Origin of the sequence: Psychroflexus sp. S27 (assembly GCF_002810405.1) — a bacterium.
GTDB classification, from domain to species: Bacteria; Bacteroidota; Bacteroidia; order Flavobacteriales; family Flavobacteriaceae; genus Psychroflexus; species Psychroflexus halocasei_A.
Window position 1 is genome coordinate 222860 of sequence record NZ_NEXQ01000019.1, and the last position, 26294, is coordinate 249153.

The window sequence follows — 26294 nt, forward strand, 5'->3', positions numbered from 1 at the left end:
TATACATTTGACGACAAACATTTGATTAAAATTCTTTATAGGTTTTTAAAACCTCAGATTTTTGATATTCACCAACTTTAAGAAAGTAATCGCCATTAGGCTTTATGATCACAAAACCACCATTCAGACCATTATAATGGAAAAATAGTTTTCTGATGAAGTCACCTTCATCTACAATCCATTTGATTTTATCGCCGTGATAATAATACAAGTCTTTAACTTTTTTGTTTATAATCCAAAAATGATTGGATTGCCCTAATTTTGCCAAATCATCTTTTATATTTCCGTAGAAAATATCCCAAGGAACTTGATAACCTTTTCTGTATATTTTTGGATCATTATCAATGAAATTTATAATAATTTTTTTGTTGAAATCTATTTCTTTATCAGAAATTTTGTTCAAGTGATTTTTCAGAGTTTGATAATCCACATTACTCAATTGGCTGGTTAAATGACTCTTGACTTTAGTTTTTGAACCATCAGGATTTTCTAAGGTATATAAATAGGGCTCTTTGTTAACTAAACTGTTTGATGATGAACATCCTGATATTATTATAATTAATAAAAATTGCAATAAGTTTTTCATAATTAGTGATTTTATTTTATCGAATGTTAGTTAAGCTATTGAAACCTATGGTTTACATATGAGTAATCGTGTGATTAAATACGAAACTTAGCAATTTACTCTGTCTTGACGCTTCAGACGAAAACCTATATGTTTCGATATTTTGGAATGTGTAGGGAAGCTAGAATTAGCATGATTTACGTAAAGTTTAGCTATAGTAGTGAATTAATATATTTTACAATATCTTTTTTTTGATCAATTGATACAGCTCCTTCAATTTTTTGAACAACACCATCTTTGTTTAGGTAAAAAGTTTTTGGAAATACTTTAAATTGAATGGAGTTCATAAAATCAGCTGCATTTATTGTGTGGGTGAAATCAAATTCACGCTTAGTTAAGAACCTCTCTACTTTTTCTTTTGTTTCAAATGTAACAGCAATAAAATTAACTTTATTTCCATATTCTTTTTTGATTTGATTTAAAATGGGCATTTCTTTTATGCAAGGTCGGCAAGCTGGATGCCAGAAGTTTACAATTGTGGGTTTGCCAATTAAGTCATCTAGCGTAATTACTTTTCCATCTATAGTTTGCAAAGATTTTATTGAAAAAGGCTTTCCTTTTATAGCTTCTTCCTTAAAAACATTATTAATATTTATTTGAGGTGGATATGAAGAAAATGTGACATTTGAAACCTTTATAATTATGCTATCATTTGATTTAATAGGTTTTTCAAATTCATAAATAATATCGAAATATTTTTCAGGTGCAAGTTTTTTTTTGAATTTCGCAACAAGCTCATTTTTTTCATTATAAAATTCTTTTTCTTCTAATATTTCACCGTCTTTTTTTTGAATAAATCGACTTTGTGAAAGAGCGTTTAGACTAAAGAATATACATATAAAGAGAATAAATTGATTTTTCATGATTGGTAATTTTATTTTATCAAATTTTAGTTAATCCATCATATTCTATGGTTTGCATATGAGTACTGGTGTAAATATAAATCAAAGTTATCATATAAAAAACCGTTTAAACACTTAGAGATAAGGTCTTAATTTAAAGATAGTTAAGTGATACATAAACAAACTATTAATAGCAACGGATTACAATAACTCTTAAGAACAATTGAATTTAATCAGTTCTTTTATAATGGTATTATGGTAGATAAATACTGTCTTTTTTGTCTATCATAGATAATTCAATTCATTATGAAATCCATCTTTACTCAAATCCAAAGATATATCTGTTACTACATTTGAATTATTGTATCTTATTATTCCGAAAGGACGTCCGTAGAATACTCCAGTAATTTCTATTTCTCCTTCTAAGATTTCATCAAGAACACATTCACCATTAGCATTTTTTTATAGATTTTTCTTTTTAGTCGTCCATAAGGATTAATTTCAAGGTCATTGGGACTGTGTGTAGTTGGTTTACAATCAGGAGATGCCGATTGTAATAAGTATATTCTATTATATACTACTATATTTTCCTGGCTCTGGAAAAGCAGGGTCATCATTTGAAGAAGATAAAATTGTAAATCCGATTAAAAGTCCGATGAGTAAATTTAGTTTTTTCATTGTGAGAAATTTGGTTTGAATTGATGCAATGTCTGAGTGTATCATTAGTGGTGTAAATAAGCTCGAAATTTACCGAAATAATTTTTTAAATAGGTGAGAGAGCTAAGCTATTAATTATGTATAGTGCTGTGCAGTTTTTTAAAGAACTTTAGTCATTTCAGCGATAGATCTTTCTATTTTTAATTCATTATTTTTTGTTTTGCTCGCTTCAAATACTTTAGCTTTCTTGACAATTAGGTTTTTAGTACTATTAATTCTATAAATCCATTTTTGTTTTGAATCGGTCTTTCTATAATGTAAGAGAGTGATTTTTGAGTTTCCACTTAAAGAGTGTCTAGAGGAGATAATCTCATGGGCTTCTTCGTTAGATAGAAATCCTGTATCGTTTAAAGAATTCAATTCATTTTTAGAGAGACTTTTTTGATCAGGACCAAAGTGCAATAGATCACTAAAATTCTTGGGGTTAATCCTAGAACCTTCTGTTGAATTAGTCTTTTTTAATTCGGAGTTATTATTCTTTCCATTTTCATTGCAAGCTAAAAACAGAAAAGGAATTACAATAATTAATGCAGTTCTCATTAGGTTGTTTTTTTGGTTTTCTACTTCGAGATTCAGTTGTTTTTTCGGTTTATTCCCAACATTATAATATTTATGTAGCCTTTATTCAGGACAGGTCAAAGTTATGCGCAACGGTTCGCGTATATGGTTTGTGGCGGGCATAAATGCGTTAATTATTCAGTTTATAAATTCATTTTCTAAAAATATATAAAGCTTTGGATTTAGTATAAAATCCGCTATAAACTATATACGCTGTTATCTGTAGCCCTTTTTATTCACTATTATTAGAAAGGTCATTAAATTCTATCAATTTGTGTTCTGGCGATGATTCATAATACATTTTAAAAAATGCAGTATGCGATGAACCAAACAAAATTAAAATTCTATCATCAGAAGAATTAACATTACTTTCAATGTGGTTTAGAATTCTCATATTTCTACTAATTAAACCTAATGTTAGTCGGTCAGCAACATTTTGGTTTTCATCTCCTAAGTTACCCGCAAACATACTGTAGAAATCTCTTTTTTGTTTGTCTGGTGAATTAAGTATTTTAAAATAATCAAGCATAGATTTCTCATATAACAAACTGTCTTCCAAATCATACATTTTCATATATCTTTTACCAATATCACTTTCTAAAAAGTCTTTTTGAAAATCTAATCCCTTATTCAAATCTTGAGTATAACTTTTAACATCAGGATTATTATACAAGGTTTCAAATATTGTTTTTTCATCAACTCCGTAAATAGTATCAAGATTAAAATTATCCGTTAATCTGTATGCTAATTGATCAATTTCATCAGCTGTTAATTCATAATTTCCTTTTTTATAATCTCTGAAATTTTTCATTAAAACATTGTTCTTATTAAAATCTTCAACAAATATTTTAGTTGGTTTAAATTTTGAAATGTACTCTAACAATTCTTTAATTTCATTTTGCCTTTTTTCTGATAGAATTTGAATTCTTTTATCTTTATCTGTCTTATGAATGTCCTGATCGTAATATGCGAAATGGAATGTTCCAACAAGTAATACTTTAGGAAGTTTTTTGTCACCTATCAATATATCATCAAAGTTTTTTTGAGCTTTAACAGAATTAGATAATATTATTAATAGAATACAAATAAATTTAATTTTTTGATTCATAATTATTGGTTTGTTTTAGGGTTACAGATAACTATTCAATAGCCTTAAAAACATAACTTTTTTATATATTTTAATGTCAATCATATTTATTAAATTTTTGCTTAAAATGATTTTAGTCAATTAAGTTTCTATGAATCAGTACACTCGAATTTTTATTCTGTGTAGCAATATGGTAAGTGCTATTGACGTTGATTTTTAAATAGGCCGTTTTATCTTCGAGATTGTTTTTTTTAATAAAAGATGAATTAAATAGTTCTGTTTGCGTTTATGTATTGACATGTTGTTATCCCAAGATTTAAGGTCAGAGATTTCAACATAACAAATTAATTCAGCCTCATCAGTTGAATGTACTTTTTTTGGAATTTTCTCTGCTTCAATAAAGGTATCGATATCATAATTGAACATCGTTTTTATTTTAGACTTTCTAAATCTTCTTTTTAAGTGTTTGGTCAAATCATTATAAAAATTGGCTTGACAACCCACGACCTTAAAAACAAATAAAATTGATTCAGGATTTTTAAATTCAGAACTTAACCTGTTTTCAAATGTTTGAACGCCTTTAAGAAACTTGATTTTTTCCTGCCCAAAGCTTGTACTCATAAAGAGAAAACTAAATAGGATCATTAAGGTATATTTCTTCATGAGTTTAAGTTTAGATAAATTTATTGATAATACAAATAGTAAATCGTACAATTATAATTACTGCTTATTTAAGTTTTTTGATATTAATAGATAATCTTTTAGTCGATACGACCATAAACCAAATGTTAATAATCACTTCATCTCAAAAAAATAGATTTTTACTCTCACCGATTCTTCTTCATTTCATCTTGGTATTCTTTAGCGAGTTCAGTTTTTTGTAATTCCGTAAAAACTTTTCCTGCTAATTGAAAAAAGCTGTGTTCTTCATCTTTTAAATGGTGCTCAACTTTATCACACAATTGTTTAGCATAGGTGAGCCAAGCTGGAGAATCCATATCTGTGTCATCAATTTTTTCAATGAGCTCATCCATTTCATGGTGTTCAGCAATGCCGTGACGAGCGTGTTCTTGCATCATGTCGTTATCGATTAAGGGTGAGTATAAAGCACGTTTTTTCAGCATCAGCATGGATTTGTAACTCGTGTTTTAAACTTTTCCAATATTGCTTTCTTTCATGGATATTACCTGATGTTGTAGTGACTTGTTTACAAAGTTCACGTTGCTTATCATGGTCTTTCCTTATCGCTTCAAAAATATTCATTTTCTTAATTTTTAGAATTATTATTAATTAAATTGAGAAATAGTAATAATTCAATTTTGAATTTAAGAATGCAATGTTAATCTAACAGCTCATATGTAATTTAAATCAATTCTAAGTATTTGGTTTAAAATCTAAATTATCATGCTTTATTTCAAAAAAAAATCAAAATTGTTAATTTACTTAGTTAAATTATATATGTTAGTTTAAACGAATAAAAACATTTGTTTGCTTATGAATCAATTAAAATTTACAATAATACTGTCTCCATATCTTCCTTGATAAAATATATAAATCCTGGTTTCTCTTGGAGAATCTTGGCCTACCCATGATGGAAACATATTTTGATTAACAGTTAGTGGAAATATTAAAGTAGAAGCATCCGAATTGATAGAAACATATTGATCATCATACTGATATATGTTCATATTTGCAGGAATTCGGAGTCCAGGTTTAAGGTTTTCACCTGTCAAAATTAAAGTATCTCCATAGTAATAATTAGTTTGATTAGCTGAAGCGATCTTAGGTGCATCTTCTTTCAGGATATCTAAATCATCTTCCGATACTACTTTTATTTCTCCATTGAGCCTCAGTACCATTTTATAATCTGTTGCTGTTTCGATGTCTTCATTAAATTCAAAGTTAAATCTCGTATAAGGAGTACCACTTAAATTGACATGTTGATCAAAATCTGACCACTCAACTTCGTAACTATGTGTTTCATTTTCAATATACAATTTGTAATCCTGATTAATAATGTCAAGATACGTAACCGAACCCATAGCTTTAGTATTTACATAACAAGTTGTAATACTCGAAGAAAGTCTCAAGTAAGGCACTTTGACTTTATAAATACTTGTTGAGCCGTCTTCTGCTGTAACTGTATATTCTACAGGAAGAAATCTAAAATCTTGACTTTCATCAAGTCCTGGGTAAATACTAGCATTTTCAGAAATTTCAATTTCTGGGACGATGTTGGAGATGTCTTTATTAGTCATTGGTGTTGTGATTGTTAGGGTTTCGTGATCAATTTCACCAATAATAATTTCGCCTTCTAAGTGAATCTCAAAATTTAAAATTTTGCTTTCATTTGATAAAGGAGTGTTTTCTATGATTACAGTATAATTTGCTGTATCTCCATTTTCAGCTGTCACAGTGTATGTGACATCACTATTAAAATCTTGAGCAACTGTAGGAGAGGGGCTTATTGAAGCTTGATCTGAAATTTCTATATTTGGAATGATATCGGGTGAATTTTCAAATCCAGTAGTTTCAAAATATATTTCACCTGTATCGTGATCTATAATTCCAGAATATAATTCACTTTCAAATACTAATTCAAATGATATTATTTTATTTTCTGAGCTTTCACTTGGTGGGGCAACTGGTGGACCATTTACATCGTCGTTTGAGCATGATAAAAAAAACAGGAATGAGAAGATTACAAATAAAATATTTTTCATGTTTAATAATTGGTTTGTTGAAAAATTTTAAATATACTCGTTATATTTAAATGAGAAATCTTATAAGAAAATAAAATTACTTTCTATTCTTAATAAGTCAATACGAACTGTCATGAAGTCTTTGATGGTTTTGATCACAATTTCATTTTTATTTTAAAAGCAATTTGGCTCACGCGTTTAGTAATTTTATTTTCAATAAATTCTTCTTGAATCATTTTTTGAGCTGATTCTGACTGAAAAACTTGCTCTAAGTTTTTAATCATTGCACATGGAACGGATCGTTTTCCCATATCTTTTAAAATGTCAACGGAGTTTTTCTCAATAACTTGAGATTGAATTAAGCGCTCTAATTCTGTTCTGTTTTTGATGCGATTCTGAACATCAGAAAATCTTTCATCTTCAGCTAAGTGAGATAAACCTATATAATCAACTAGTTTTTTGAAATGCAAGTTACTCCCAATTGCAAAAGTAATTTTCTGATTGTCTTTTGTCTGAAATATTTCGCCATAAGGAGCAATATTAGGATGTAAAGAGCCTTGAGGTTTTGGAATAAAACCTTGCATTAAATAATTTGAGGCTTGATTGGTTAAAGCTGAAATTGCAGCATCGTAAAGCGAGACATTAATGACTTGTCCTGTTTTATTGTCTTGTTGTGATTGATTTAATAAAGCTAACAAAATGCCTTCCTTTAATTGATGGGCCGCCATGACATCAATCAAAGCCACTGGCATTTTCACGGGACCGCTTTCAGGCGTACCATTCATAGACATAAAGCCTGTATCAGCTTGAAGTATTAAATCATAAGCAACGCGAGAAGATTTTTCTCCGTAACCTGAAATTTTACCGATAATGAGTGCAGGATTAATTTTCAATAAAACCTCATCAGTGATTTTTAGTTTTTCTTGACTTGATCTTTTAAAATTCATCAATAAGACATCGGCTTCTTCAACTATTTTAAATAACTCTTTTCTATCATTTTCTTTTAAAAAATCTAAAAATAAATACTTCTTTTTATAATTAATGCTTGAGAAATAAGCGCTGATTGGAGAATCTTGATTTTCTGAGGTTAATTTCCAAGACCTTGTCACATCTTGATGAATTGGATGTTCAATTTTAGTCACATCTGCACCAAGTTCAGCAAAAAATGTTCCTACAGATGGACCCGCCAAAACAGTTGATAAATCAACGACCTTGAGTTTAGACAATGGATTTTTAGTCATGACTATTCGGGTTGTAAGTTATATAAACTATTCTTTCTCAAAGTATGAATCTATCAGCGATAAAGCTTTTTCTTTATCTGAATTATCAACTCGGATCTCGATATAACCAAATAAACCTGCGTAAGATCTGTCGGTTTTATCAATGTATTGAAGTTCAATACCTTCCTCTTCGAGAAGGTGCTTAATTCCCATAGCTTCGATCTTTGATTGCGTTGTAAAAACTTTTTCTAACATGAGTTTTGATTTGTTTATAATTTACGAATTTAAAAATGAAAATTCGATGTATAATTTATAAAACAATTCCAGCAATTATTTTTTCTGAATCATGAACGATTAAAAGAATCTAAATGTTGAGCTTTATAGCTTGAAACTTTTTTCATGAACTTATGAATTCTCGGGATATTTGCTTTAACTTTTATAAAGTAATGATCACGATAAATAGAGTATTCCTCTGCTTTACCTTTATATAAGTTGAGTTTATAATAAGGAATAATGAGAGCGTAAGTTTCTAAAATAGATCTAAAAGTCACAATAATTCCTTTTAGTCTTATCTCGATACCACAGGTGTTGAGGTAATTATCTAGGATGAGTAAATTATGGATTTCAATACTTGTGCTGGTGATAAATAACTTGCCAGAACCTATTCCTTTCATTTTAATACGCTCCATAAAACTAAAAGCTGGGCCGACTTCTTCGTCAATCTTTGCTTTTATTTTGGGTCTGTTGTAAGAAACGTTGAGTAGCATATTCAATAAATGATAATTGAAGTTTAAAACTATTTAAATCTCATTATAGCTAGTCTAAAAAACATGAATTTTTAAGATTATTTTACTAAAATTTCACAGATGATCGATTAGAGAAATTACATCATGTTTATGAAGTGGCTAACTCAGTATTATCTTTTTATCTGTCTATATTTGCAAACTCTTTGGTTTGGCTTTATCTTTTTTACAAAAGCTAAATTTTATTCTCAAAGAGCTTTATCATCAACATCTTTCTAAGCTTTAAAATATAATTTTTGATGTTGATAAAATTAATGAAGAATGAAAAATAATATTCTATTTATATTCTTATATTTTTTTAGTTTCACTTGTGCTTTATCAGCACAAGAGCAGAAAGTTTCTGTCAAAAAAAGAATCATTTTTATAGGAAATGCAGGAGTGAAATCCCAAGAGCAATCTGCTATTATTTCTGATGCTGCTCAACAAATTATTCCAAATCAATCTATAACAGTTTATTTAGGAAACAATATTTATTCTGATGGAATGTCACTGAAAGAAAGTGATCGGAAAGAAAAACATAAAGCAATTTTAGAGTCTCAATATCAACCTATGCGAGATCATGACGCAGAAGTTTTTTTCCTTCCTGGTCAACGCGATTGGGATAATGCTGGCGTCAAAGGTTTTGAAAAACTCAAAGAACAATCGGCTATCATTGCAGCGCAAAATGATCCACTTTTAAAAATGTTGCCTGCAAATGCTTGTCCAGGGCCAAGTGTCACCAACATTTCTGATGATCTAGTGATGCTGAGTTTAGATAGCCAATGGTGGTTACACAAATTTGTTAAAAACTCTGGAGATGGAAATTGCAATAATCTTAATACGAAAGATATAGAAAATGCTTTAAGGGAAAAATTAGTCGACAATATGGATAAAACCATTTTGGTAGTGACGCATCATCCTTTTGAAAGTTATGGAAATTTTGGAGGGAAATATTCTTGGAAAGACCATGTTTTCCCTTTAACAGCTTTGCATCCAAATTTATATCTACCACTTCCAGGAGTTGGGAGTTTATATCCTTTATCAAAAAAAGCTTTTCCTAATCGTGAAGATTTAGATCATCCATGGTATCAAGAAATGAAACGCATGATTTCTAAAGTTTTTAGAGGTTTTCCTAATGTGATTCAGGTATCATCACATGAAAATGGTTTGCAACATATCAATCATCCAGAAAACTATATTTCACATCAAATTGTAACTGGCATTGGTCAAAAACCCGCTTATGTTACAAACGGAGATTATAGCAAATTTAGTTCTTCAACACCAGGTAATGTGGTTGCAGATTGGATGACTGACAAAAGTTTGCAATTCAAATTTTATGCTTTTAATAATGATGAAATTAGTGAAGTTTATCATTTTAAAAAATCTTATAAAACTTTTGAAGAGTGGGAGAGTCCTGTTTATAAACCTATAAATAAGGACAGCATCATTACGTCGATACAGCCTAAATATGTGGAAAAAGGAAAACTTTGGAGAGCTTTAGTTGGGGAGAATTATCGAGATGCTTGGGCTGAACCAGTTAAATTACCTGTGTTACAAATTTCAGAACTTAATGGCGGATTAAAAGTCAGAAAAGTAGGTGGTGGACATCAAACTAAATCTTTGAGATTGAAAGATTCCATTGGCGTTCAATATGTTTTGCGTAGTGTTGAAAAAACACCAGATCGCGTTATTCCTGAGAGATTTTACAGTCCTTTCACACGTGATGTTGTTTCAGACTTTTATAGTTCTCAACATCCATATTCAGCTTTAGCAGTGCCTCCAATCGCTGAAGCGGCTGACGTTCCGCACACAAATCCTGTGATTGGTTATGTGGCGCCAGACAAAGAACTTGGTATTTATCAAGAACTTTTTGCGGGTGAAGTTAATTTATTTGAGCAGTGGGAGCCGCTTCGTCCAACTGACAATTATACTAAAGGACTTGATAAACTTGTGCATGATAATGACAATACTTTTGATGCTGATAATTTTCTGAAAGCACGTTTAGTTGATTTGATTATTGGTGATTGGGATCGCCATTATGATCAATGGCGTTTTCACGATAGAAGCGGAGATAAAAAACATAAAGATTATTTGATTGTCCCTAGAGATCGTGATATGGCAATGAATGTCACGCATGGTTTGTTGGTCAGTTTTGGGAAATATTTCTTTTTAAAACCTCATGTTTATGGTTTTAAAGGAAATCTGAAAGGACAAATTAATCAGTATTTATATAAATCAGATTTCTTAAACGCTCATCCTTCTAATCAAATGAATTATGAGCATTATAAAAATATTGTTGAAGAGGTACAAAAATCAGTCACTGACTCAGTATTGACAGCTGCAGTTAATGCGATGCCAAAAGAATTAGACGCAGAACTTCAAGAAAAAACATTTCAAGATCTAAAAGTACGCCGTGATCAACTTTCTGAAGCAATGGATACTTATTATAATTTTAGTAACAGAATTGTTGATATACGTGGAACAAATAGCAAAGAATTTGTTTCTATAAAAAGTCTGGATGAGAGAGATGCGCTTCATGTTGAAATGCGAAAAATCAACAAACATGGTAAGATTAGACATCAGCTAATGTCTAAAACTTATCCGAAGTCAGTCACAAAAGAAATCAGACTTTATTTAGAAGGTGATAGAGATAGTGTGGTGATTGATAACAAAAATTCGACTATCAAACTTAGAATTATTGGAGGTGAATCAAAAGATGATCGCCATAAATCTTATGTTGTCAAAAACAGTAAAAAGAAAGTCCGTATTTATGATTACGAAACCGAAAATTATGAAGGTTTAACCAATAGACTTAAAATCAAAACCTCAAAAGATTCAACACATACAGCATTTAAACCTGTCAATTTATATCACGATTGGATTCCAGCTGCAACTGCTGGTTATAATAGGGATGATGGACTGATATTTGGACTTGGAGTTAAATTTATTCAACAAGCTGGTTTCAGAAAAGAACCTTACACAGCGATGCATAAGCTTATGCTGAGCTATGCATTTTCTACGAAAGCTTATGGAATTCAATATAATGCTGAATGGATAGATTTGTTTGGAAAAGCCAACTTTTTAATAGATACCGATGTGAGAGCTCCTGAAAATACGGATAACTTTTTTGGGATTGGAAACACCGTTGCTTATGATAAAAACCATCATTATTTTAAAGCAAACTATAATTTATATAAGCTGAAAACATCTTTAAAATGGGAGACTCACCTAGGTGGAAGCTTTAGTTTTGGTCCTGCTTTTCAATATTATCACTACAATCCTAATAAAAATAATGATCGCTTTATTGAAGATGGCGACATCAATTACACTTATGATCGAGACATCATCGATCAAGATAAATTTCATGTGGGCTTAGTTGCCGATTATGAAATAGATGAGCGAAATGACGATTTGCTGCCAACCAAAGGTATTTATTTACACTCAGAATTTTCAGGATGGAAGGGAACTAATACTTACTCTAAAAATTATTTAAAATTTAAAGGAGAGTTCTCTTTTTATAAAAATCTTAATCCAAGTGAAACTTTAATTCTATCAAACCGAATTGGTGGTGAAGTAACAGCTGGTGACCCTACTTTTTATCAACATGCTTATTTAGGTGGAGATGGAAATTTATTGGGGTATAGACAAAACAGATTTGCAGGTAAACATTCATTTTATAACAATCTTGAAATGCGTTTAGCAATTGCAGATTTTGGAAACTTGTTCTTTAAAGGTCAGTTAGGTCTTACGGGTTTTTTTGATGTCGGTCGCGTGTGGAATCCAGATGAAGAATCTAGCAAATGGCACAACGGTGTTGGAGGAGGTCTATATTTTGCGCCAGCATATTCATTATTATTAAACTTTCAAATGGGTTACGCAGATGAAGGTTGGTACCCTTATTTTTCACTTGGTCTACGTTTTTAGAAAGCAATTCTAATAATCATCAATATTTAATCTAAGCTTGATGTTGTTTGTTAATTTTTTTCCATCAGAGGTCATGATTTCAAAATTGAATTGATAAACATCTTGAGCGAAATTAGCATTTTCAATAAATTTTTCTCCAAAAACAATTGACGAATGACCACCAGCAACTAAGTGGAATATATCATCAATATTAATTAAGTTTGTTCCACTTTCAATGCGTTGACCATTGTAAGTAAAGACTTTATTTGATATGAATTTAAAGCTGTCTTTGATCAATTCATTTCGGTAAGTATCTCTCATTCCAAAACATGATTCAGCAACAGCAGTTGGCAATAAATTAATTTGAAAATTTGTGTCGGTGACTAAAAGTTCATAAATAACATCTATGCTAAATGCACCTTTTATGAGTCCGATTTCATCTTCTTAATAAATGCGATTTGTCATAAAATCATTTGAAGTGATACGACCGCTTCCCATTATTTGATAATTATATACATCGCAACACGAGTAGGCGAGGACAGATACGATTATAAAAGTCAAATAAATTTTAAAAGTGTTTTTAGCTTTTTTCATTATTAGATTTTGGAAGTATAATTTAAGTAATTAATAAATTTAGTCTAAAAAAAAAGCCTATTAATTAAAATAGGCTTTTCCTGAATATATGTTTTCAATTGTGATTAAACAACTTTGACATTTACTGCATTTAATCCTTTTCTTCCTTCTTCTACATCGTAGCTTACTTTGTCACCTTCATCAATGTCATCAATAAGACCATTTGCATGTACAAATACATCTTTGCTGCCATCTTCTGGGGTAATAAATCCAAATCCTTTAGAATTATTGAAGAATTTTACTGTTCCGTTACTCATAATAAAGTTTATAAAATATTAATTAAAGTAGAAAAGTAATGAATCAAAAGAGAAATAACTAATTTTTTATTAAAAAATATGATTTTAATTGCATTGAGATTTTTTAATCATTTTTGACAATATTAATTTTACCATTGTCTAAATCGTAAACCGCACCTATTATTTTGATCTTAGAATCTTTTTCTAAACCACTAATAATAGAGCTCTTTTCTTTTATGTCAGCAATGGTTTTTTTAACGTTATTTTCGATAACATCATCAAAATAATCTTTGTTTTTTTCATCTCTATCGCCTTCAGTCATTTCAATTGATGGCTCAATCTCGTTTAATAAAGAAGTCACATTGTCATTACCAACATCGACTTGTTGTATTACTGATTTTACGGCTCCACAACTCTCGTGACCTAAAACCATTTATAATTTCAAACCTGCAACAGCTAAGCCATAATTAACTGTCTATTGTTTTTCTCAATTTTGATTTTCTAATTTCATAATTACGAGTTAAGACAATGATTCATAGAGTTGATGAATGCGTTCTAAATCTTTTTCATTTTCGATAGCTTTTTGTGCATCATGATAAAGAAGTTCAGCTTCAGTTTTTAATGTCTTGTGATAATCTTCTACATGTTTTTCTTGCAATAGCAAATACTTCAGCATAATGAAGAGTTTTTGAACACATGTCATATCATGTTTACAATAAGTTCTGTAAGAAACCATAACTTGATAAATCAATTCTTTAAAATTAACTGTTGTTACAAATATCAAAGCTTTATCATCTTCGGATGTCACTATAGTTTGATCATTTTTCTGAAGTCTTTTAGCTAATAATTGCGTGAGATAATCAATTGTGCTTATGGCTGTGCCAGGATCATTAATGCCAGGCGACATCGCTTTAATGCCGATTTCAGTAATTTGCTTAAATGCGAGAACGTAATTATCTTCAACAAATTCGCCTCTGGCAAAATTAAAATTTGACAGAATTTTTTTGACAAGCTCATCATCTACTTGTTGACTAACCTTTATGATCGGAACATCTTTCAGTATAAACTCTCCTTGTACAACGAGAATTTTAATTTGTATCTCATTTTCTAGACAGATATCTACTAAATTATTGATTGCTATGTTTTGAAAATAACCAGTTTTAGAACTGTGATAGGTTTTCCAATCTGAAGTATCAGGAAAAGATGGCGTTTTATCAGCCTCTTCATTTATTAAAACATCTAAACGTTGATTGGCTTTTCTGTAAATGCTTTCTAAAATATTATTTGCCTGAATAGATTGAGATATAGAATGTATAAAATACAAAAAAGAACCCAAGCAAATAACTGTAAAAATTATTCCTATAAGTACAGAAAAACCTGGTAATTGATATTTTTCGGTGTCTTTTGGGTCTATACCAACTAAAGTAAAAACGTTGTATAAAATTGTGGCCAGATATGCACCTAAAACATATTGATGATTTTTATTTGAAATTAAATCAGGTAACACACGAGGTGAGTAATTACTGGAAGCTTGATTAAGTAAAACCATGACCATTGAAAAGCTGAAAACCATGATGGAGATAATACCTGCAGTCAAGATGTTGAGCAGTGTTTTTGCTGTGTCAGCGTTGTCAATTACTAATTGAGGGACGCGTGCAGAAACGTAAGCTGAAACTCCGATTTTTTCTAAATACAACATCAGCATTGCAAAGGCAAAACCTCCAACACCAAAAAGAGTTGGGTAAAAAGCAATTTTACCTTCGATGGTAATAATAAAACTGATGAATTTATTGTAAAGTGACTTCATAAAAAGATTTGAAATCACAATTTAAGATTTTTTAAAATATAAGTCAGCTTGATTTTATAAAATAAAAAAAGCCAAAGTCGCAGGTTTTTTAAACTTGCGAGCGATGGCTAAAAACATATTTACAAGAAATTAATCAACTTTAAAACCGACAGCAATATAAGGCATTCCGTAATTAGGAACTGGACCTCCCATGCCATAAAAATCTGATTCTAAAAATTCGATATTTCCTTGAACTTCAGGAAACGGATTAGAGAAATCTGTTTTTTGAAATATTTGACCAACAGTTTCTTCTAAACTTGCGTTACTGTCTATGGTTCTTCTTACCAAAATAATATCGCCAGTGTTAACAGTAATCGGAGCAATTGCTTGGTAATCTATCTGTGTTTGTGAAAAAGAATGAACGCCTGAATATGAGTTATTTGTTGTTTCGTTAATCACTTCCATCGTGTAATCTCCAGTATAAACAGCTGGATTTTTATAACCAATTGTACAGATTTCTCCGCTTGCATTTATTCTCATTTTGTATTCATGGGTCTGCAAATCCATGGTTTCGATAAGTTGATAGTTATTGGCTGGCGTAAATGTCGTGTTGATAATTGCATCAACATAAGAGTCATCACAAAAGTTATTTGTGGCGTCATCATCATTGTCACATGATAAAGTTATTGCACTTAAGGCGAATAGAAATAAGATTTTTTTGAGTTTCATTTTTCTAGGTTTTAAATTATTAATTGATAGATGTTATTTCAATCTTCTAACTTGATATCAATTAATTTGAGAGTTTGTTACCCTTATTTTAGAAAAAAATGAAAAGAAAATTTGAATTAGAATCCAACAATTTATTTTCGGCTTCTATTTACGACATTAGAATTGATAAAGCAATCTTCTTTATGAATGTTATTTCTGAAATATTTGATTAATTCTTTTTGAGAGTTTAAAAGCGAAATGAGACTTTGAATAAAATATTTAAATTGACTAGATCTTGGGTGTGACTAGAGGTACTATAATCTGAAATATAAATTCTATTAAAACTTTTTTCATTAGTAAAATTATTAAGCGTCAATCCGTAATCCATCTTTTTATTCTTTGTTGAATAATTAATAGAAGCATTAGAAATCAGAAAATTATCATCTATTTTTTTAATGTCTGGAACATAAAAATCAAAAGATATTTTTGCAAATAATCTTTTATGAGGTCTGATAATGATGTCTAAACTGTTTGTTAGGTACTTATTTGAAATTTTTTTATCAACATTTGTGGTCTTATTAATGGTGTATTTAAAAGAGTTACCGAAATTAAAAACCTTATCAAAAACACTTATATAATCAAATTTAAAAACATACTGGCTTAGTTTATTTAAGCGTAGGTCAGATGTGTTAATTTGATTGTAATAATCTGTTCTATTGGCATCAATTCCAAGTTTGAATTTTGAAGATAAGCTGTATAATAATTTTTCGGCTTCAACTGCAAACTTGTAATTTTGATTGCTAGTTTGAGAAATGAAAAAGTCATTAAAAATTAAGTTCTCACTGATATCAATCCTCGGTATCATCGGATTAAAATTTTCTCCATATCTTAATAAAGCCCAAAATTCAAAAGCATTATATACATCGTTGTACCTGTATTGAATATTTGCTTCTTGGCTTTTTAATGTTTGTAGATCAACCGAATTTCTATTCAAACTCGTGTTATCTGATAAAAGAGGTTGAGAGTATAGCCTATTGATCGGCAGCAGTTTTTCTTGATAAAGATATTGACCTTCTATATTTGATTTAGAATTAACCCTATGCCTAATCACAATATCTGGATTGAAAATAATCTTTGAAACAGAAGCTTTTTGATCTTGTAAAAGTAAGGGTTTGTAATCTGAGTATAGATAAGAAAGTTTAGTGTTGAATCTAAAAAGCCAATTTTTATAGAAATAATTTAAACTATTTTTTACACCTGTCTGCAAACTGTTGAGTGCAATTTTGTTCCTGATATCATCAGTTACATTTGCTGTGTTTCTTAAATCTGTGTTGAGTTTTTCTGCTTTGTATTGAAAATCTAAACCGCCTGAATACTTAAATCTATTCTTGGCGCCAACCCATAAAACTTCAGTGTTAATTTGCTTATTAGATTGAAATACCAATTGATTATTATAATATGTCTTATTACCAATAATCAATTGATTGGAGTAGATGTCTTCTTCGGGAAGTTCATTCATAGAGAGCTTTCCATTAATCTGTAGAGCATTGTTTTGATCAAGTTTTGTAGTGTAATTTAGGTTTTGTAAAATGAAGATTTCTTCTTGATCATTGGTGAGTGAATTTTCAGATTGATTTAAGATATAATCAAAATTTGTTTTCTTTTTTACAAAATCAATTTGACCATTGACATTTAATTGTGATTTCTTAGAAGGATTCCACGTCATTTTATAAGAACCACTTATAACTTGTGGTTTACTACGCATTTTATTTTGTTGAGTAAAAGAGGTGGTATCTATATCAGAAAAATAAAATGACTTCTTATTAGTTTGAGTTTTTGCTAAATCTTTAAAATAGGAGAGATTAAAGCGAAGTCTCGTTTTTTTAGAGATATTAATGATTTGGTTTGTGCTTGTGTAGAGGTTATTATTCTTGAGAACGTTTTTTCTTTTTATAGAAGATGTGTAAATGGGTTTGTCTAATATAAAATCACTTTTTAGCTTTTTATTTTTAGCATCATCAAAAGAAGTCGTGTTTGGCGATAAACTGTACGGTGATGTGTTTGAACCCACATTATTGTAATGAAAATTGGAAAAGTTTTTTGCTTTTTTAGAAATTGCCAATCCAGTTATATCAGCGTAATAACGTGATTCGTGACCAACGCCTAAAGTTGCATTTCCAGAAAAGTCTATTTGATTTTCTTTTAATTTTAAATTGAGAGCAACTTTGTCAGAATACTCAAGCCCGCTTAATACTGGATTTTCTGAGTATCTTTCGATGGCTTCAACTTCTTCTATTAAATCAACAGAAATATTCTTTGTGCCGATAGTGTAGTTGTTGCCAAACAAATTATCACCACCAAGCAACACTGATTCAATCTCTCTACCTTTAAATTTTATTTCTCCATCTTCACTAATCTGAATGCCAGGTAGGTTTTTTAAGGCATCTTCTACAGTTCTCTCAGTTCCGTCTCTAAATTCATTAGCTCTATATGTTGTCGTGTCTTTTCTTGTTTTTATCTTTCTTTTCTCAGCCTCAATATAAACTTCATCTAATTGATTAACCTTTGATTTGGACAATGTGAAAATCTCATTTTCGTAAACTTTGATGGAATTAATTTTAATTTTTTTAAAATAATTATCATAGCCTATAGCTTTAACTTTAATTAAAACAGTTGATGGTTTTGAAAATGGTATATTTAATAAAAACTTTCCTTTTTGATCGCTAATAGAATAAGTAATAATTGTGTCTGTCACAAAGTCATTGACCATAAGACTTGCATTCGGGATAGGCTTATCTTTTTCATCAAATACATAGCCAGAAACGATGATTTCTTGCGCAAAAAATGCGTTGGAAAAGAAGCATAGAACTAACAGAAAAAATATTTTTTTTATGAAAATCATTCATTTAGATCATAAACTTCAACACCTGAAAAAGTGGTTGTTGCTTTGGCGTTATATTTTTGTCGCATTTCATTTTGTTTAGCCTGATATCTCTTCTTAGCTTTAGCAATTATTTCATCCCAAGATTGGGCTTTTTTCAATTTGAAAGGAGAAGCGATTTTAGTTGTTTTATTTTTTATTTCAAGTTTTACAGCTTCATAGTGCACGCGACCATCTTCAGATTTCACTTCAAGTATTAAACCGGGTAATCCATTAAACTTCCATGGTCCATCAGATATGGGGATTTCCGGACTGTAGTAAGCTGTGTAATCTCTGCCTCGAAAATGTGTTTTTGCTTCTAAGCATTGATAACCTAAAATTTCTTTACTTTTATTAGTAACTTCCCATGAAAACATATTTAAACTATCTTTTAAAACTGCTTCTCTTTGGTAAGATATATCAGAATGACTTAATATATATTTTGACTTAAAGTCTTTGTAATATGATTTTGGGTTATCCATTAAGTCTCCAGTCATTCTCCCAACATTACCGCCATCATAAACATATTTTTCAGTGCCAGGAACGATTTTTTGTAAATGATTTGTATAAATAGATTTACCCGCATGATTTATTAAATTCCCATCTACAGATTCTTCTCCACTTGGTGAGGAGCTGTCAAAAATATAATAAACTTCAAAAGTTGTATTTTCTTGCCCGAAAGAAAATAAAGTAAAAGAAAAGCAGACGAAAAATAGAAAATTTTTATAAAAAAACATGATTAGTGGTTATTAGTATATAATGAGAAATAGCAATAATAAACGTAATTTGTGTTTAAATTAAAAGCCAATATAATGAATAATATTATTAATTATGTTTGAGTTAATAAATGATTGAGAGGAAGCAAAAGTAATAATATATCAAGTTGTTGATTAGGAAAAAAAGAATTTATCTGAAGTTAAAAAATGAAAAGATGTGAAAATTCTATTTTCAATGTAGTCTTTCTCTTTTTGCTAAATTTTCAGCAAAATAAGCAACAACAATTAACTGAAAAATATGATAAAGCATGAGTGGTAAAAGATATAATCCAAGCACACTACCACTTCCGAAAATAACTTTTGCCATCACGGAGCCATGAACTAAAGATTTTTTTGAACCAGAAATTTGAGCCGTAATGACATCTTCTTTATTGAAGTTTAAAAGCAAAGCTATTTTTCTGCATCCAAAATAAATTGAGAAAAATATTACAGCTACGCTTAACATCAAGAGTAGGAATCCCAAAATTGATAAGTCAGAAAAAACTTGATCTTTAAAGGAATTGCTAAAACTTTGAAAAACAATTAAAGCGATAATGCTTTTATCAAAATAAGTTAAGTAGCTACCATAGCGATTGATAAGTGATTTAAAAAAACGATTGAGCAAAAAGCCTATCAATAATGGAATTAAGATCGTGTAAGTTAAACTTAAAATAACATCAAGAAAATTTAAACCCTCAGAAGTATCTAAGAAAAGGCTTAACCATAATGGCGTCAGTACAACCCCAATAAGTCCGGAAATACTCGCATTAAAAATAGCTGCAGGTACATTTCCTTTTGCGATGGAAACCATCACAACTGATGAAGAAACTGTAGAAGGAAGAACAGCTAAGAAGAAAAAAGCCTGCCAGTAATCGTAAAAATCGGTACCGATAAAGAGCGGATAAAACATCAATACGAAAACAGGAAAAAATAAATATGTTGAGCTTTGAACTAAAAAATGCAGCTTGATGTTTTTGATACCTGATGATAAATCTGATGGTGATAATTTTAAACCATAAAAGAAAAATATAAAACCTATTCCTATATTGATGATAAAGTCTAAATTGATGGAATCAAAAAGATGAGGGAAAAAATAAGCTACAGCTATACTAAATAATAAAGCTAAAATAAATGGATTTCGCATTGTGATAAAAACGAATTGAGTGCTAAAGATTAAATATCAAAAATACTTAAATTAATTTCTCTCCTATAATACCAATCAAGAAACCCAAACAAGCACCGAGTGAAGGCAAAAACTTATTTTCTAATTTACTTTCAGGAATAATATCTCTGATGAGTAAGTAAAGAATTCCTCCACTGGCAAAAGTCATAAGATGAGCTGTTAATTTAGGAGACTCACTGAAATAAAAATGACCAATAAGCGCAGCGATAATTCCAAAAAAACTTAAACCCAAAAGAATTAATAATGTTTTTTTAATTGTAAAGCCACTCAAGGTTAAATCTCTATATGAGTTAAAGGCTTCTGGTAAATTTTGTAAACCTATAAAAACCGCAAGCAATGTCGCTGTATTTGGATCCACGGCAAAAACTGCCCCCAATGCAATAGATTCTGGAACAAAATCCATCATCATAGCCAATAAAGTTGCTGTTTGCCCGCCTTTTTTATCTAAATATTGATCGATTAATAAAAAAATAATTGCTCCTGCTGAAAATGAAATGATGATAGGGAAGAGCTCTAGTTCTTCCATTCCTTTTGGAATCAAGACCAAAGCTAAAGCTGATAAAATAATGCCAGCGCCAAAAGACATTAAGCTGTGAATCACTTCATATTTAACAGGACTATCTTTTACATGATGATTAAATAAGTTTGCTAATAACCCACCACAAATGACAGTGATTCCTGCAAAACCTGAATAAAGAATGAGTTCTGTTATCATAATTATCTAATTTTTTTGACTTCTTTTATTTAAAAAAATAGCTAGTTAAGCTTAGGCTTTTTAATTCTGTTTTGATAAGTTAGAAGCACAAATTATAAAATTTAACTAAATTTAGATTTAACATAATCCTAAATGTTCGTTTTTTAATACTTTTCTAAAAAAATTTATGTCAAAGATTTACACATTATTATTTATATTATTAAGTTACTTTTCTTTTGCACAAGAAGATTCACTTCAAAACGCTGTTAATCAAACTCTAAAAATCGGTGTGACACATACACCTCCTTTTATTGATGAAACAGGAAGCGAACTTCAGGGATTAAGCGTCAAATCTTGGGAGTTAGTTAATGATGAGCTGAACTGGAAATATGAATACAAGTCTTATGAAAACTTAGGTGAGATGCTAGATGCTGTAGAAAAAGGTGAGGTGGATTTCAGTATCAATCCAGTGACAGTCACGGATAATCGTATGGAAAGATTAGATTTCTCACAACCTTATTTTATTTCTAACACTGCCATTGCTAAGCAAAGTGAATCTGTAGTTTGGTCTGTGCTCAAAAATTTATGGAGTTGGAAGTTTATTTCAGCACTTCTAGGTTTATTAGCAGTCATTTTTATTTTTGGATTTCTAGTTTGGATTTTCGAGAGAAGAAAAAATCCTGAGGAGTTTGGTGGTGAAAAAGGTCTTTTTGATGGCTTTTGGTGGAGTGCAGTAACCATGACAACTGTTGGTTATGGCGATAAGTCTCCTCAAAGTTTAGGCGGCCGTATTATTGGTCTAATTTGGATGTTTATGGCTGTGATTATTTTATCGAGTCTAACCGCTGGTATCGCTTCGGCTTTAACAGTGCAATCAATCAACGACGATATTTCTTCAATAAATGATTTAAGTCGATTTAGTGTTGCAACTGTTGAAAATTCAAGCTCGCAAGAACTTTTGGATCTTTATGGAATAAAATATAAAATTGTTGAAAACGGAGAGGAAGGTATTAAGAAATTAGCTGATGAAGATTTTCAACTTTTTATTTACGATAAACCTATTTTACAATATGAAGTAGAGAAGCAAGATCTTTCAGATGATTTAATGGTTTTGGAAAATTCATTAAAGAAAGACTATTTTAGTTATAGTTTTCCTAAAGGTTCTCAGCTCATTGAAAAAATTAATCCTGAATTGATTTCTGTTCTAAAATCTATGGAATGGAATCGATTGACAGAGTCGCTTTAAACATATTATTTATCATGAAATGAAAAATGCCGAATCAATTTTGATTCGGCATTTTTTGATTTAAATCTGTTTTTAAAACAATTTATTTAATAATTAGCTTTTCAGTTATTTCATGCTGATCACTGCTAAATTTCAAGAAATATAAGCCTTGAGGAATTGATAAATTGATTTTGTTCTCATTCTGAATCAACTCAACTTCTTTCATTAATTGTCCATTGATGTTATAAAATTTTAGTGTTTTAAATTCATTCACATTATTAAAATGAATTTCATTTGAAGCTGGGTTGGGATAGATGTTGATTTGACTTAATTTAGGTAATTCAGTTCCCAAAGTGCTACAAGTCCACTGGCTAAAATCAACCAGACCTAATGTGCTATCATCGTTTTTATGAAAAATAACATTTTCAATTTCAGTAGTGCCAGCGCTTTCATTACTTTCAATCCAGCAATTTCCCATGGCACTCAAATCCATAGATGTGTTGTTGTATAAAGCGTATGTGATACCATTATTTCCATTATCAGAAAACCTGTTGTAACCTAAATCTGTATCAGTTCCTAAATCAATAGAAGCTTGATTAATCACTGTGATTCCCCAGAGATTTCCTCTTATTTCATTTTCTCTCGCTATAATCGTTTGAGAATCGTTGCTACTACTTAAAGAAATGCCGCTCCCGCCTAAAGCAGGATTATTTTCAGTATTATTATCTTCAATAATGTTTCCTTTTATCATCGCGTAAGCATTTCCGCCAGCAACTGTAATCCCGTATCTGTTATTTAGAATGACATTGTCTTCAATTTCAGCAATGATATTATAACTTAAAAAGTTTGAAACAGAAATGCCACCAACTTTCGTCATTACGGGGTCTCCAATAATTGTATTTCCTTTTATCTTTAAGGTATCAGAACCAGTTGGTCCCATATTTAGCTGAGGCCTGTTTTGGTTTGATTGTGTATTTTTTTCAATTACATTATTAAGAATATGAGCAGATACTTCTTGATTTGCTCCTGAACCTACAGCAGGTAAATCATTTTTATAGAAAGTATTATTCTGTATCAAAGGAGCACCATTTGATAATGATATTGTCGAGCCGGTTGCTGCACCAGAAACATTATAAGATAAATAGCTATTTTTAATAACAAAATCACTTGTAACCACTTTTAAACCACCACTATAAGTGATTTCAACATTATTAAACAAACCAGCTGAAAGATCTTGATAACGTATGCCATCAAAAGGATTTAATGTGTCAGTCGCTCTCAAAACAAATTTTGGTTCATTATCTGGAATATCAATGATGAATTGACCTTCAACAGTAATTCTTTTGTCAGCATCGACAAGAAGTGTATCTGTCGTATTAATGATCAAGCCATCATCGCCGGCAATGGTTAAATCTTCACTTAAAGTATATTTTGTTCCATCAAAGCTTAAAATGCTAGGGTCGAGATCTGACAACTCAGATAAATTGTAATATACGCCCGTCCCTGGTGTCACCAGTTGAGCGTAGCTTAGCGTACTCAAAAGAATACTAAAAATAAAAAAGGTAATTTTTTTCATGGGGATTACTTTTAGGGTTAATTTTTTATTGAATGTAAAGATACAAAAACCAATCTTTATTTAATTTTTATAAACTATTATCAATAGCTGTATAATTATTGATATTCAGTTTTTTGAAATTCAAGTTTGTTTGTTGTGTTATAAAGTTTCAACCAAACTTACTATAGTTTTATTTCTAAATTATTTATTGAAAATAAAGTTACATTTACAGCAAAAGAATATGGTTTTATGACGCAACTCAAATATTTGAGATGTTTACTTCCATTTCTATTTTATAAATGTTTAGAACGCTATTGACATGAAATATTTAAACGAGTTACCTGCTAGAACTAAAGCTGCTTTTATGAGATTTCCAGTAACCATTATTTGGTCTATAGTAGGAAGCGTTTATTTAGCTTGGATGATAGGTCTAGACGCACGAATTTTCAATGAGTTTACGAGTCTAATCTTTACTTTAATATTAGGTGTAAGTTGGCTAATTGGCACTCAATTTTTAATAGAAAGTTTGCGTATTTATAAATACAGTTGGCTTTTAAAGTTTGGCGTTATCGGATTGCTAATCATCTACTATATTACTTTTAATGAAGAGGATTTTGATGGTAATCCTATACTGCTAACACGCTGGTTTTTACTTTTCTTGGCTGGCCACATTTTTGTTTTTTTTGCACCTTTTTTAAAGCAATGGAACAAAATTGATTATTGGAATTATTTACAACAAATTGTCATAAGCATTACCAGAGCTGCTTTATTTACTTTTGTGATTTTTGGAGGTTTAGCATTAGCTATCTTGGCTGTAGATAATTTATTTAATATTCATATAAATGATAATGTTTATGGACAATTGTATGTCATTTGTTTAGGCATAATAAATACATTTATTTATCTGGCAGATTTTCCTGAAAAAATACATAATACTCAAAAACTACGCTACAGCAAGGCCTTAGATGTGTTTTTGAAATTTATTCTAATACCTATTCTTATCATTTACTTGATTATAGTTTATGCCTACGCTTTTAAAATTTTATTTTTATGGGAACTTCCTCAAGGCTGGGTGTCTTATCTTATTAGCATCCTTGCCATTATTGGTCTTATTATTCAAATTATTATAGAACCTTTAAGAGAGACGCATCACAACATATTGATAAGAAAATTTCATCCTTATTTTTACATCACATTATTTCCGCTACTTATTTTATTTTTTGTCGCTATTTACACACGTATTGCAGATTATAATTTTACAGAAAATAGGTATTTTTTAGTCGTTTTAGCCTTCTGGATTTTGGGCCTTAGCTTATACATGATATTTAGTAAAAAGAAGAAGCTAAATATTATACCGATTTCACTCTTTATTTTAATCATGCTAGCCAGTTATGGGCCTTGGAGTGCTTTTAATATATCAATTAATGCGCAGGCTAAAGAGTTAAAAGAAATGGTCAATAAAATAAAGTCTAATCCTCAAGAAATCATTACATTAGAAGAAGCTTCACAATTTAGAAGCATCTCAAGATATTTAAAAGAACGTAACCATTTAAATAAGTTAGACGCTTCATTAGGTTTCAAAACTAGTTACGTTCAAAACAGTTATTCAGCTGGCGAACAATTGTTGGATTCTCTTTATGGTAGTGAGAGAGCTAGTCGTATTTCAAGCCAAACAGCTAGTGGGAAAAAATATTATTATTATAATCAATTAAATCACAAGCATCAAATTAATTTAGATGTCAAAGACTATCAAACTATGGTAGAAGTAGCGCTTAACCAAAATGAAAGCCATCGCTATCAAATATCTCATCGTCCAAATTCATTGTTAGTAAAAGATCATGAGAAAAAACTATTTGATGTTGATATTGATAGTCTACTAATAAAAAGTCTGAAGAAATATCCAGATTTCAAAAATGCGTCGCAAGAAGAATTAACTTATACTTTTAAAAATAAAGAAGGAACTTTCAGTTTAATTTTAAAAAACTTTAGATTTAATAAGGTTGATGAAACAACTTTAAGCTTTATACATTTAGGCGGATATTTACTTGTAAATAAGAATGTTGAGTAGAAGAATATCGGACTTGATAGATGTATTTTTGATTGTTTTAGTGTCTCGTGATTTTTTGCAGTAAATTATTTAGTTAAGTTTACAGCAACCTCAAT

Annotated in this window: 24 protein-coding genes; 3 read left to right on the plus strand and 21 right to left on the minus strand. The window is 30.1% G+C overall.

All coding sequences use genetic code 11. The features are described from left to right. Window positions 1-25: 25 nt before the first annotated feature. The 11 genes from CAP47_RS03745 to CAP47_RS03790 form a co-directional block, all read right to left on the minus strand. On the minus strand, window positions 26-586 hold the full coding sequence (locus CAP47_RS03745; RefSeq protein WP_100775436.1) for a hypothetical protein: 561 nt from the start codon (window positions 584-586) through the stop codon (window positions 26-28). Window positions 587-777: 191 nt separating this feature from the next. Next, the gene (locus tag CAP47_RS03750) at window positions 778-1488 is read right to left on the minus strand and encodes a TlpA family protein disulfide reductase (protein WP_100775437.1); all 711 of its coding nucleotides are present in this window, start codon (window positions 1486-1488) and stop codon (window positions 778-780) included. A gap of 795 nt (window positions 1489-2283) precedes the next feature. After that, window positions 2284-2724: a hypothetical protein gene (locus CAP47_RS03755; protein ID WP_100775438.1), complete on the minus strand. Its 441-nt coding sequence runs from the start codon at window positions 2722-2724 to the stop codon at window positions 2284-2286. Between the two features lie 250 nt (window positions 2725-2974). Then, window positions 2975-3850, minus strand: a complete 876-nt coding sequence (locus CAP47_RS03760) for a DUF5694 domain-containing protein (protein ID WP_100775439.1) — start codon at window positions 3848-3850, stop codon at window positions 2975-2977. A 195-nt stretch (window positions 3851-4045) separates the two neighbouring features. Then, window positions 4046-4492 carry a hypothetical protein gene (locus CAP47_RS03765; RefSeq protein ID WP_153043485.1) on the minus strand — a complete coding sequence of 149 codons (447 nt, stop codon included), beginning with the start codon at window positions 4490-4492 and terminating at the stop codon, window positions 4046-4048. Between the two features lie 164 nt (window positions 4493-4656). Beyond that, window positions 4657-4953 (minus strand): hemerythrin domain-containing protein, encoded by a 297-nt coding sequence (locus CAP47_RS03770; protein ID WP_317042684.1) that lies wholly within the window; start codon window positions 4951-4953, stop codon window positions 4657-4659. Further along, a complete protein-coding gene (locus CAP47_RS12630; RefSeq protein ID WP_410523957.1) occupies window positions 4913-5092 on the minus strand; it encodes a hemerythrin domain-containing protein in 180 nt (59 codons plus the stop codon). The genes CAP47_RS03770 and CAP47_RS12630 overlap by 41 nt, the downstream gene beginning before the upstream one ends. 236 nt (window positions 5093-5328) lie before the next feature. Next, window positions 5329-6552, minus strand: coding sequence for a DUF5018 domain-containing protein (locus CAP47_RS03775; RefSeq protein WP_100775441.1), 1224 nt, complete (start codon window positions 6550-6552; stop codon window positions 5329-5331). 134 nt (window positions 6553-6686) lie between these two features. After that, the gene (locus CAP47_RS03780) at window positions 6687-7772 is read right to left on the minus strand and encodes a CaiB/BaiF CoA transferase family protein (RefSeq protein ID WP_100775442.1); all 1086 of its coding nucleotides are present in this window, start codon (window positions 7770-7772) and stop codon (window positions 6687-6689) included. Between the two features lie 27 nt (window positions 7773-7799). After that, entirely contained in the window at window positions 7800-8006 is a 207-nt protein-coding gene (locus tag CAP47_RS03785) for a DUF2007 domain-containing protein (protein ID WP_100775443.1), read from the minus strand. Between the two features lie 89 nt (window positions 8007-8095). Then, window positions 8096-8518, minus strand: a complete 423-nt coding sequence (locus CAP47_RS03790; protein ID WP_100775444.1) for a hypothetical protein — start codon at window positions 8516-8518, stop codon at window positions 8096-8098. A 297-nt stretch (window positions 8519-8815) separates the two neighbouring features. On the opposite strand from CAP47_RS03790, the gene CAP47_RS03795 reads away from it, so the two are divergent. Further along, on the plus strand, window positions 8816-12457 hold the full coding sequence (locus tag CAP47_RS03795; protein WP_100775445.1) for a BamA/TamA family outer membrane protein: 3642 nt from the start codon (window positions 8816-8818) through the stop codon (window positions 12455-12457). Window positions 12458-12466: 9 nt separating this feature from the next. Here CAP47_RS03795 and CAP47_RS03800 read toward each other — a convergent pair whose 3' ends face one another. From CAP47_RS03800 to CAP47_RS03840, 9 genes are all read right to left on the minus strand, one after another. Next, complete coding sequence (locus CAP47_RS03800; protein WP_100775446.1) at window positions 12467-12790, minus strand: hypothetical protein; 324 nt, start codon at window positions 12788-12790, stop codon at window positions 12467-12469. A 344-nt stretch (window positions 12791-13134) separates the two neighbouring features. Next, window positions 13135-13326 carry a cold-shock protein gene (locus CAP47_RS03805; RefSeq protein WP_093240315.1) on the minus strand — a complete coding sequence of 64 codons (192 nt, stop codon included), beginning with the start codon at window positions 13324-13326 and terminating at the stop codon, window positions 13135-13137. Window positions 13327-13429: 103 nt separating this feature from the next. After that, window positions 13430-13738 (minus strand): carbonic anhydrase, encoded by a 309-nt coding sequence (locus tag CAP47_RS03810; protein WP_100775447.1) that lies wholly within the window; start codon window positions 13736-13738, stop codon window positions 13430-13432. An 87-nt stretch (window positions 13739-13825) separates the two neighbouring features. Beyond that, window positions 13826-15112, minus strand: coding sequence for a DUF2254 domain-containing protein (locus CAP47_RS03815; protein ID WP_100775448.1), 1287 nt, complete (start codon window positions 15110-15112; stop codon window positions 13826-13828). 129 nt (window positions 15113-15241) lie between these two features. Beyond that, window positions 15242-15820, minus strand: coding sequence for a hypothetical protein (locus CAP47_RS03820; RefSeq protein WP_100775449.1), 579 nt, complete (start codon window positions 15818-15820; stop codon window positions 15242-15244). Between the two features lie 226 nt (window positions 15821-16046). Then, window positions 16047-18701 carry a carboxypeptidase-like regulatory domain-containing protein gene (locus tag CAP47_RS03825; RefSeq protein ID WP_100775450.1) on the minus strand — a complete coding sequence of 885 codons (2655 nt, stop codon included), beginning with the start codon at window positions 18699-18701 and terminating at the stop codon, window positions 16047-16049. Further along, window positions 18698-19456, minus strand: a complete 759-nt coding sequence (locus CAP47_RS03830; RefSeq protein WP_100775451.1) for a GLPGLI family protein — start codon at window positions 19454-19456, stop codon at window positions 18698-18700. The genes CAP47_RS03825 and CAP47_RS03830 overlap by 4 nt, the downstream gene beginning before the upstream one ends. A 211-nt stretch (window positions 19457-19667) precedes the next feature. Then, entirely contained in the window at window positions 19668-20618 is a 951-nt protein-coding gene (locus CAP47_RS03835; protein WP_100775452.1) for a bile acid:sodium symporter, read from the minus strand. A gap of 46 nt (window positions 20619-20664) precedes the next feature. Next, window positions 20665-21372 carry a ZIP family metal transporter gene (locus tag CAP47_RS03840; protein WP_100775453.1) on the minus strand — a complete coding sequence of 236 codons (708 nt, stop codon included), beginning with the start codon at window positions 21370-21372 and terminating at the stop codon, window positions 20665-20667. A 166-nt stretch (window positions 21373-21538) separates the two neighbouring features. Here CAP47_RS03840 and CAP47_RS03845 point away from each other — a divergent pair, with 166 nt between their 5' ends. Continuing rightward, window positions 21539-22597, plus strand: a complete 1059-nt coding sequence (locus CAP47_RS03845; protein WP_100775454.1) for a transporter substrate-binding domain-containing protein — start codon at window positions 21539-21541, stop codon at window positions 22595-22597. 82 nt (window positions 22598-22679) lie between these two features. Here CAP47_RS03845 and CAP47_RS03850 read toward each other — a convergent pair whose 3' ends face one another. Next, entirely contained in the window at window positions 22680-24152 is a 1473-nt protein-coding gene (locus CAP47_RS03850; RefSeq protein ID WP_100775455.1) for a T9SS type A sorting domain-containing protein, read from the minus strand. A 298-nt stretch (window positions 24153-24450) separates the two neighbouring features. Here CAP47_RS03850 and CAP47_RS03855 point away from each other — a divergent pair, with 298 nt between their 5' ends. Further along, entirely contained in the window at window positions 24451-26199 is a 1749-nt protein-coding gene (locus tag CAP47_RS03855) for a DUF4153 domain-containing protein (protein WP_100775456.1), read from the plus strand. Window positions 26200-26294: the final 95 nt, after the last annotated feature.

What these genes read in the sequence shown, in the direction of transcription:
- CAP47_RS03810 (WP_100775447.1), bottom strand. Translation starts at nt 13,738, where the DNA reads ATGGTTTTAGGTCACGAGAGTTGTGGAGCCGTAAAATCAGTAATACAA.
- CAP47_RS03755 (WP_100775438.1), bottom strand. Translation starts at nt 2,724, where the DNA reads ATGAGAACTGCATTAATTATTGTAATTCCTTTTCTGTTTTTAGCTTGC.
- CAP47_RS03805 (WP_093240315.1), bottom strand. Translation starts at nt 13,326, where the DNA reads ATGAGTAACGGAACAGTAAAATTCTTCAATAATTCTAAAGGATTTGGA.
- CAP47_RS03840 (WP_100775453.1), bottom strand. Translation starts at nt 21,372, where the DNA reads ATGATAACAGAACTCATTCTTTATTCAGGTTTTGCAGGAATCACTGTC.
- CAP47_RS03780 (WP_100775442.1), bottom strand. Translation starts at nt 7,772, where the DNA reads ATGACTAAAAATCCATTGTCTAAACTCAAGGTCGTTGATTTATCAACT.
- CAP47_RS03785 (WP_100775443.1), bottom strand. Translation starts at nt 8,006, where the DNA reads ATGTTAGAAAAAGTTTTTACAACGCAATCAAAGATCGAAGCTATGGGA.
- CAP47_RS03790 (WP_100775444.1), bottom strand. Translation starts at nt 8,518, where the DNA reads ATGCTACTCAACGTTTCTTACAACAGACCCAAAATAAAAGCAAAGATT.
- CAP47_RS12630 (WP_410523957.1), bottom strand. Translation starts at nt 5,092, where the DNA reads ATGAATATTTTTGAAGCGATAAGGAAAGACCATGATAAGCAACGTGAA.
- CAP47_RS03750 (WP_100775437.1), bottom strand. Translation starts at nt 1,488, where the DNA reads ATGAAAAATCAATTTATTCTCTTTATATGTATATTCTTTAGTCTAAAC.
- CAP47_RS03830 (WP_100775451.1), bottom strand. Translation starts at nt 19,456, where the DNA reads ATGTTTTTTTATAAAAATTTTCTATTTTTCGTCTGCTTTTCTTTTACT.
- CAP47_RS03770 (WP_317042684.1), bottom strand. Translation starts at nt 4,953, where the DNA reads ATGCTGAAAAAACGTGCTTTATACTCACCCTTAATCGATAACGACATG.
- CAP47_RS03825 (WP_100775450.1), bottom strand. Translation starts at nt 18,701, where the DNA reads ATGATTTTCATAAAAAAAATATTTTTTCTGTTAGTTCTATGCTTCTTT.
- CAP47_RS03815 (WP_100775448.1), bottom strand. Translation starts at nt 15,112, where the DNA reads ATGAAGTCACTTTACAATAAATTCATCAGTTTTATTATTACCATCGAA.
- CAP47_RS03820 (WP_100775449.1), bottom strand. Translation starts at nt 15,820, where the DNA reads ATGAAACTCAAAAAAATCTTATTTCTATTCGCCTTAAGTGCAATAACT.
- CAP47_RS03845 (WP_100775454.1), top strand. Translation starts at nt 21,539, where the DNA reads ATGTCAAAGATTTACACATTATTATTTATATTATTAAGTTACTTTTCT.
- CAP47_RS03835 (WP_100775452.1), bottom strand. Translation starts at nt 20,618, where the DNA reads ATGCGAAATCCATTTATTTTAGCTTTATTATTTAGTATAGCTGTAGCT.
- CAP47_RS03775 (WP_100775441.1), bottom strand. Translation starts at nt 6,552, where the DNA reads ATGAAAAATATTTTATTTGTAATCTTCTCATTCCTGTTTTTTTTATCA.
- CAP47_RS03850 (WP_100775455.1), bottom strand. Translation starts at nt 24,152, where the DNA reads ATGAAAAAAATTACCTTTTTTATTTTTAGTATTCTTTTGAGTACGCTA.
- CAP47_RS03760 (WP_100775439.1), bottom strand. Translation starts at nt 3,850, where the DNA reads ATGAATCAAAAAATTAAATTTATTTGTATTCTATTAATAATATTATCT.
- CAP47_RS03765 (WP_153043485.1), bottom strand. Translation starts at nt 4,492, where the DNA reads ATGAAGAAATATACCTTAATGATCCTATTTAGTTTTCTCTTTATGAGT.
- CAP47_RS03795 (WP_100775445.1), top strand. Translation starts at nt 8,816, where the DNA reads ATGAAAAATAATATTCTATTTATATTCTTATATTTTTTTAGTTTCACT.
- CAP47_RS03855 (WP_100775456.1), top strand. Translation starts at nt 24,451, where the DNA reads ATGAAATATTTAAACGAGTTACCTGCTAGAACTAAAGCTGCTTTTATG.
- CAP47_RS03745 (WP_100775436.1), bottom strand. Translation starts at nt 586, where the DNA reads ATGAAAAACTTATTGCAATTTTTATTAATTATAATAATATCAGGATGT.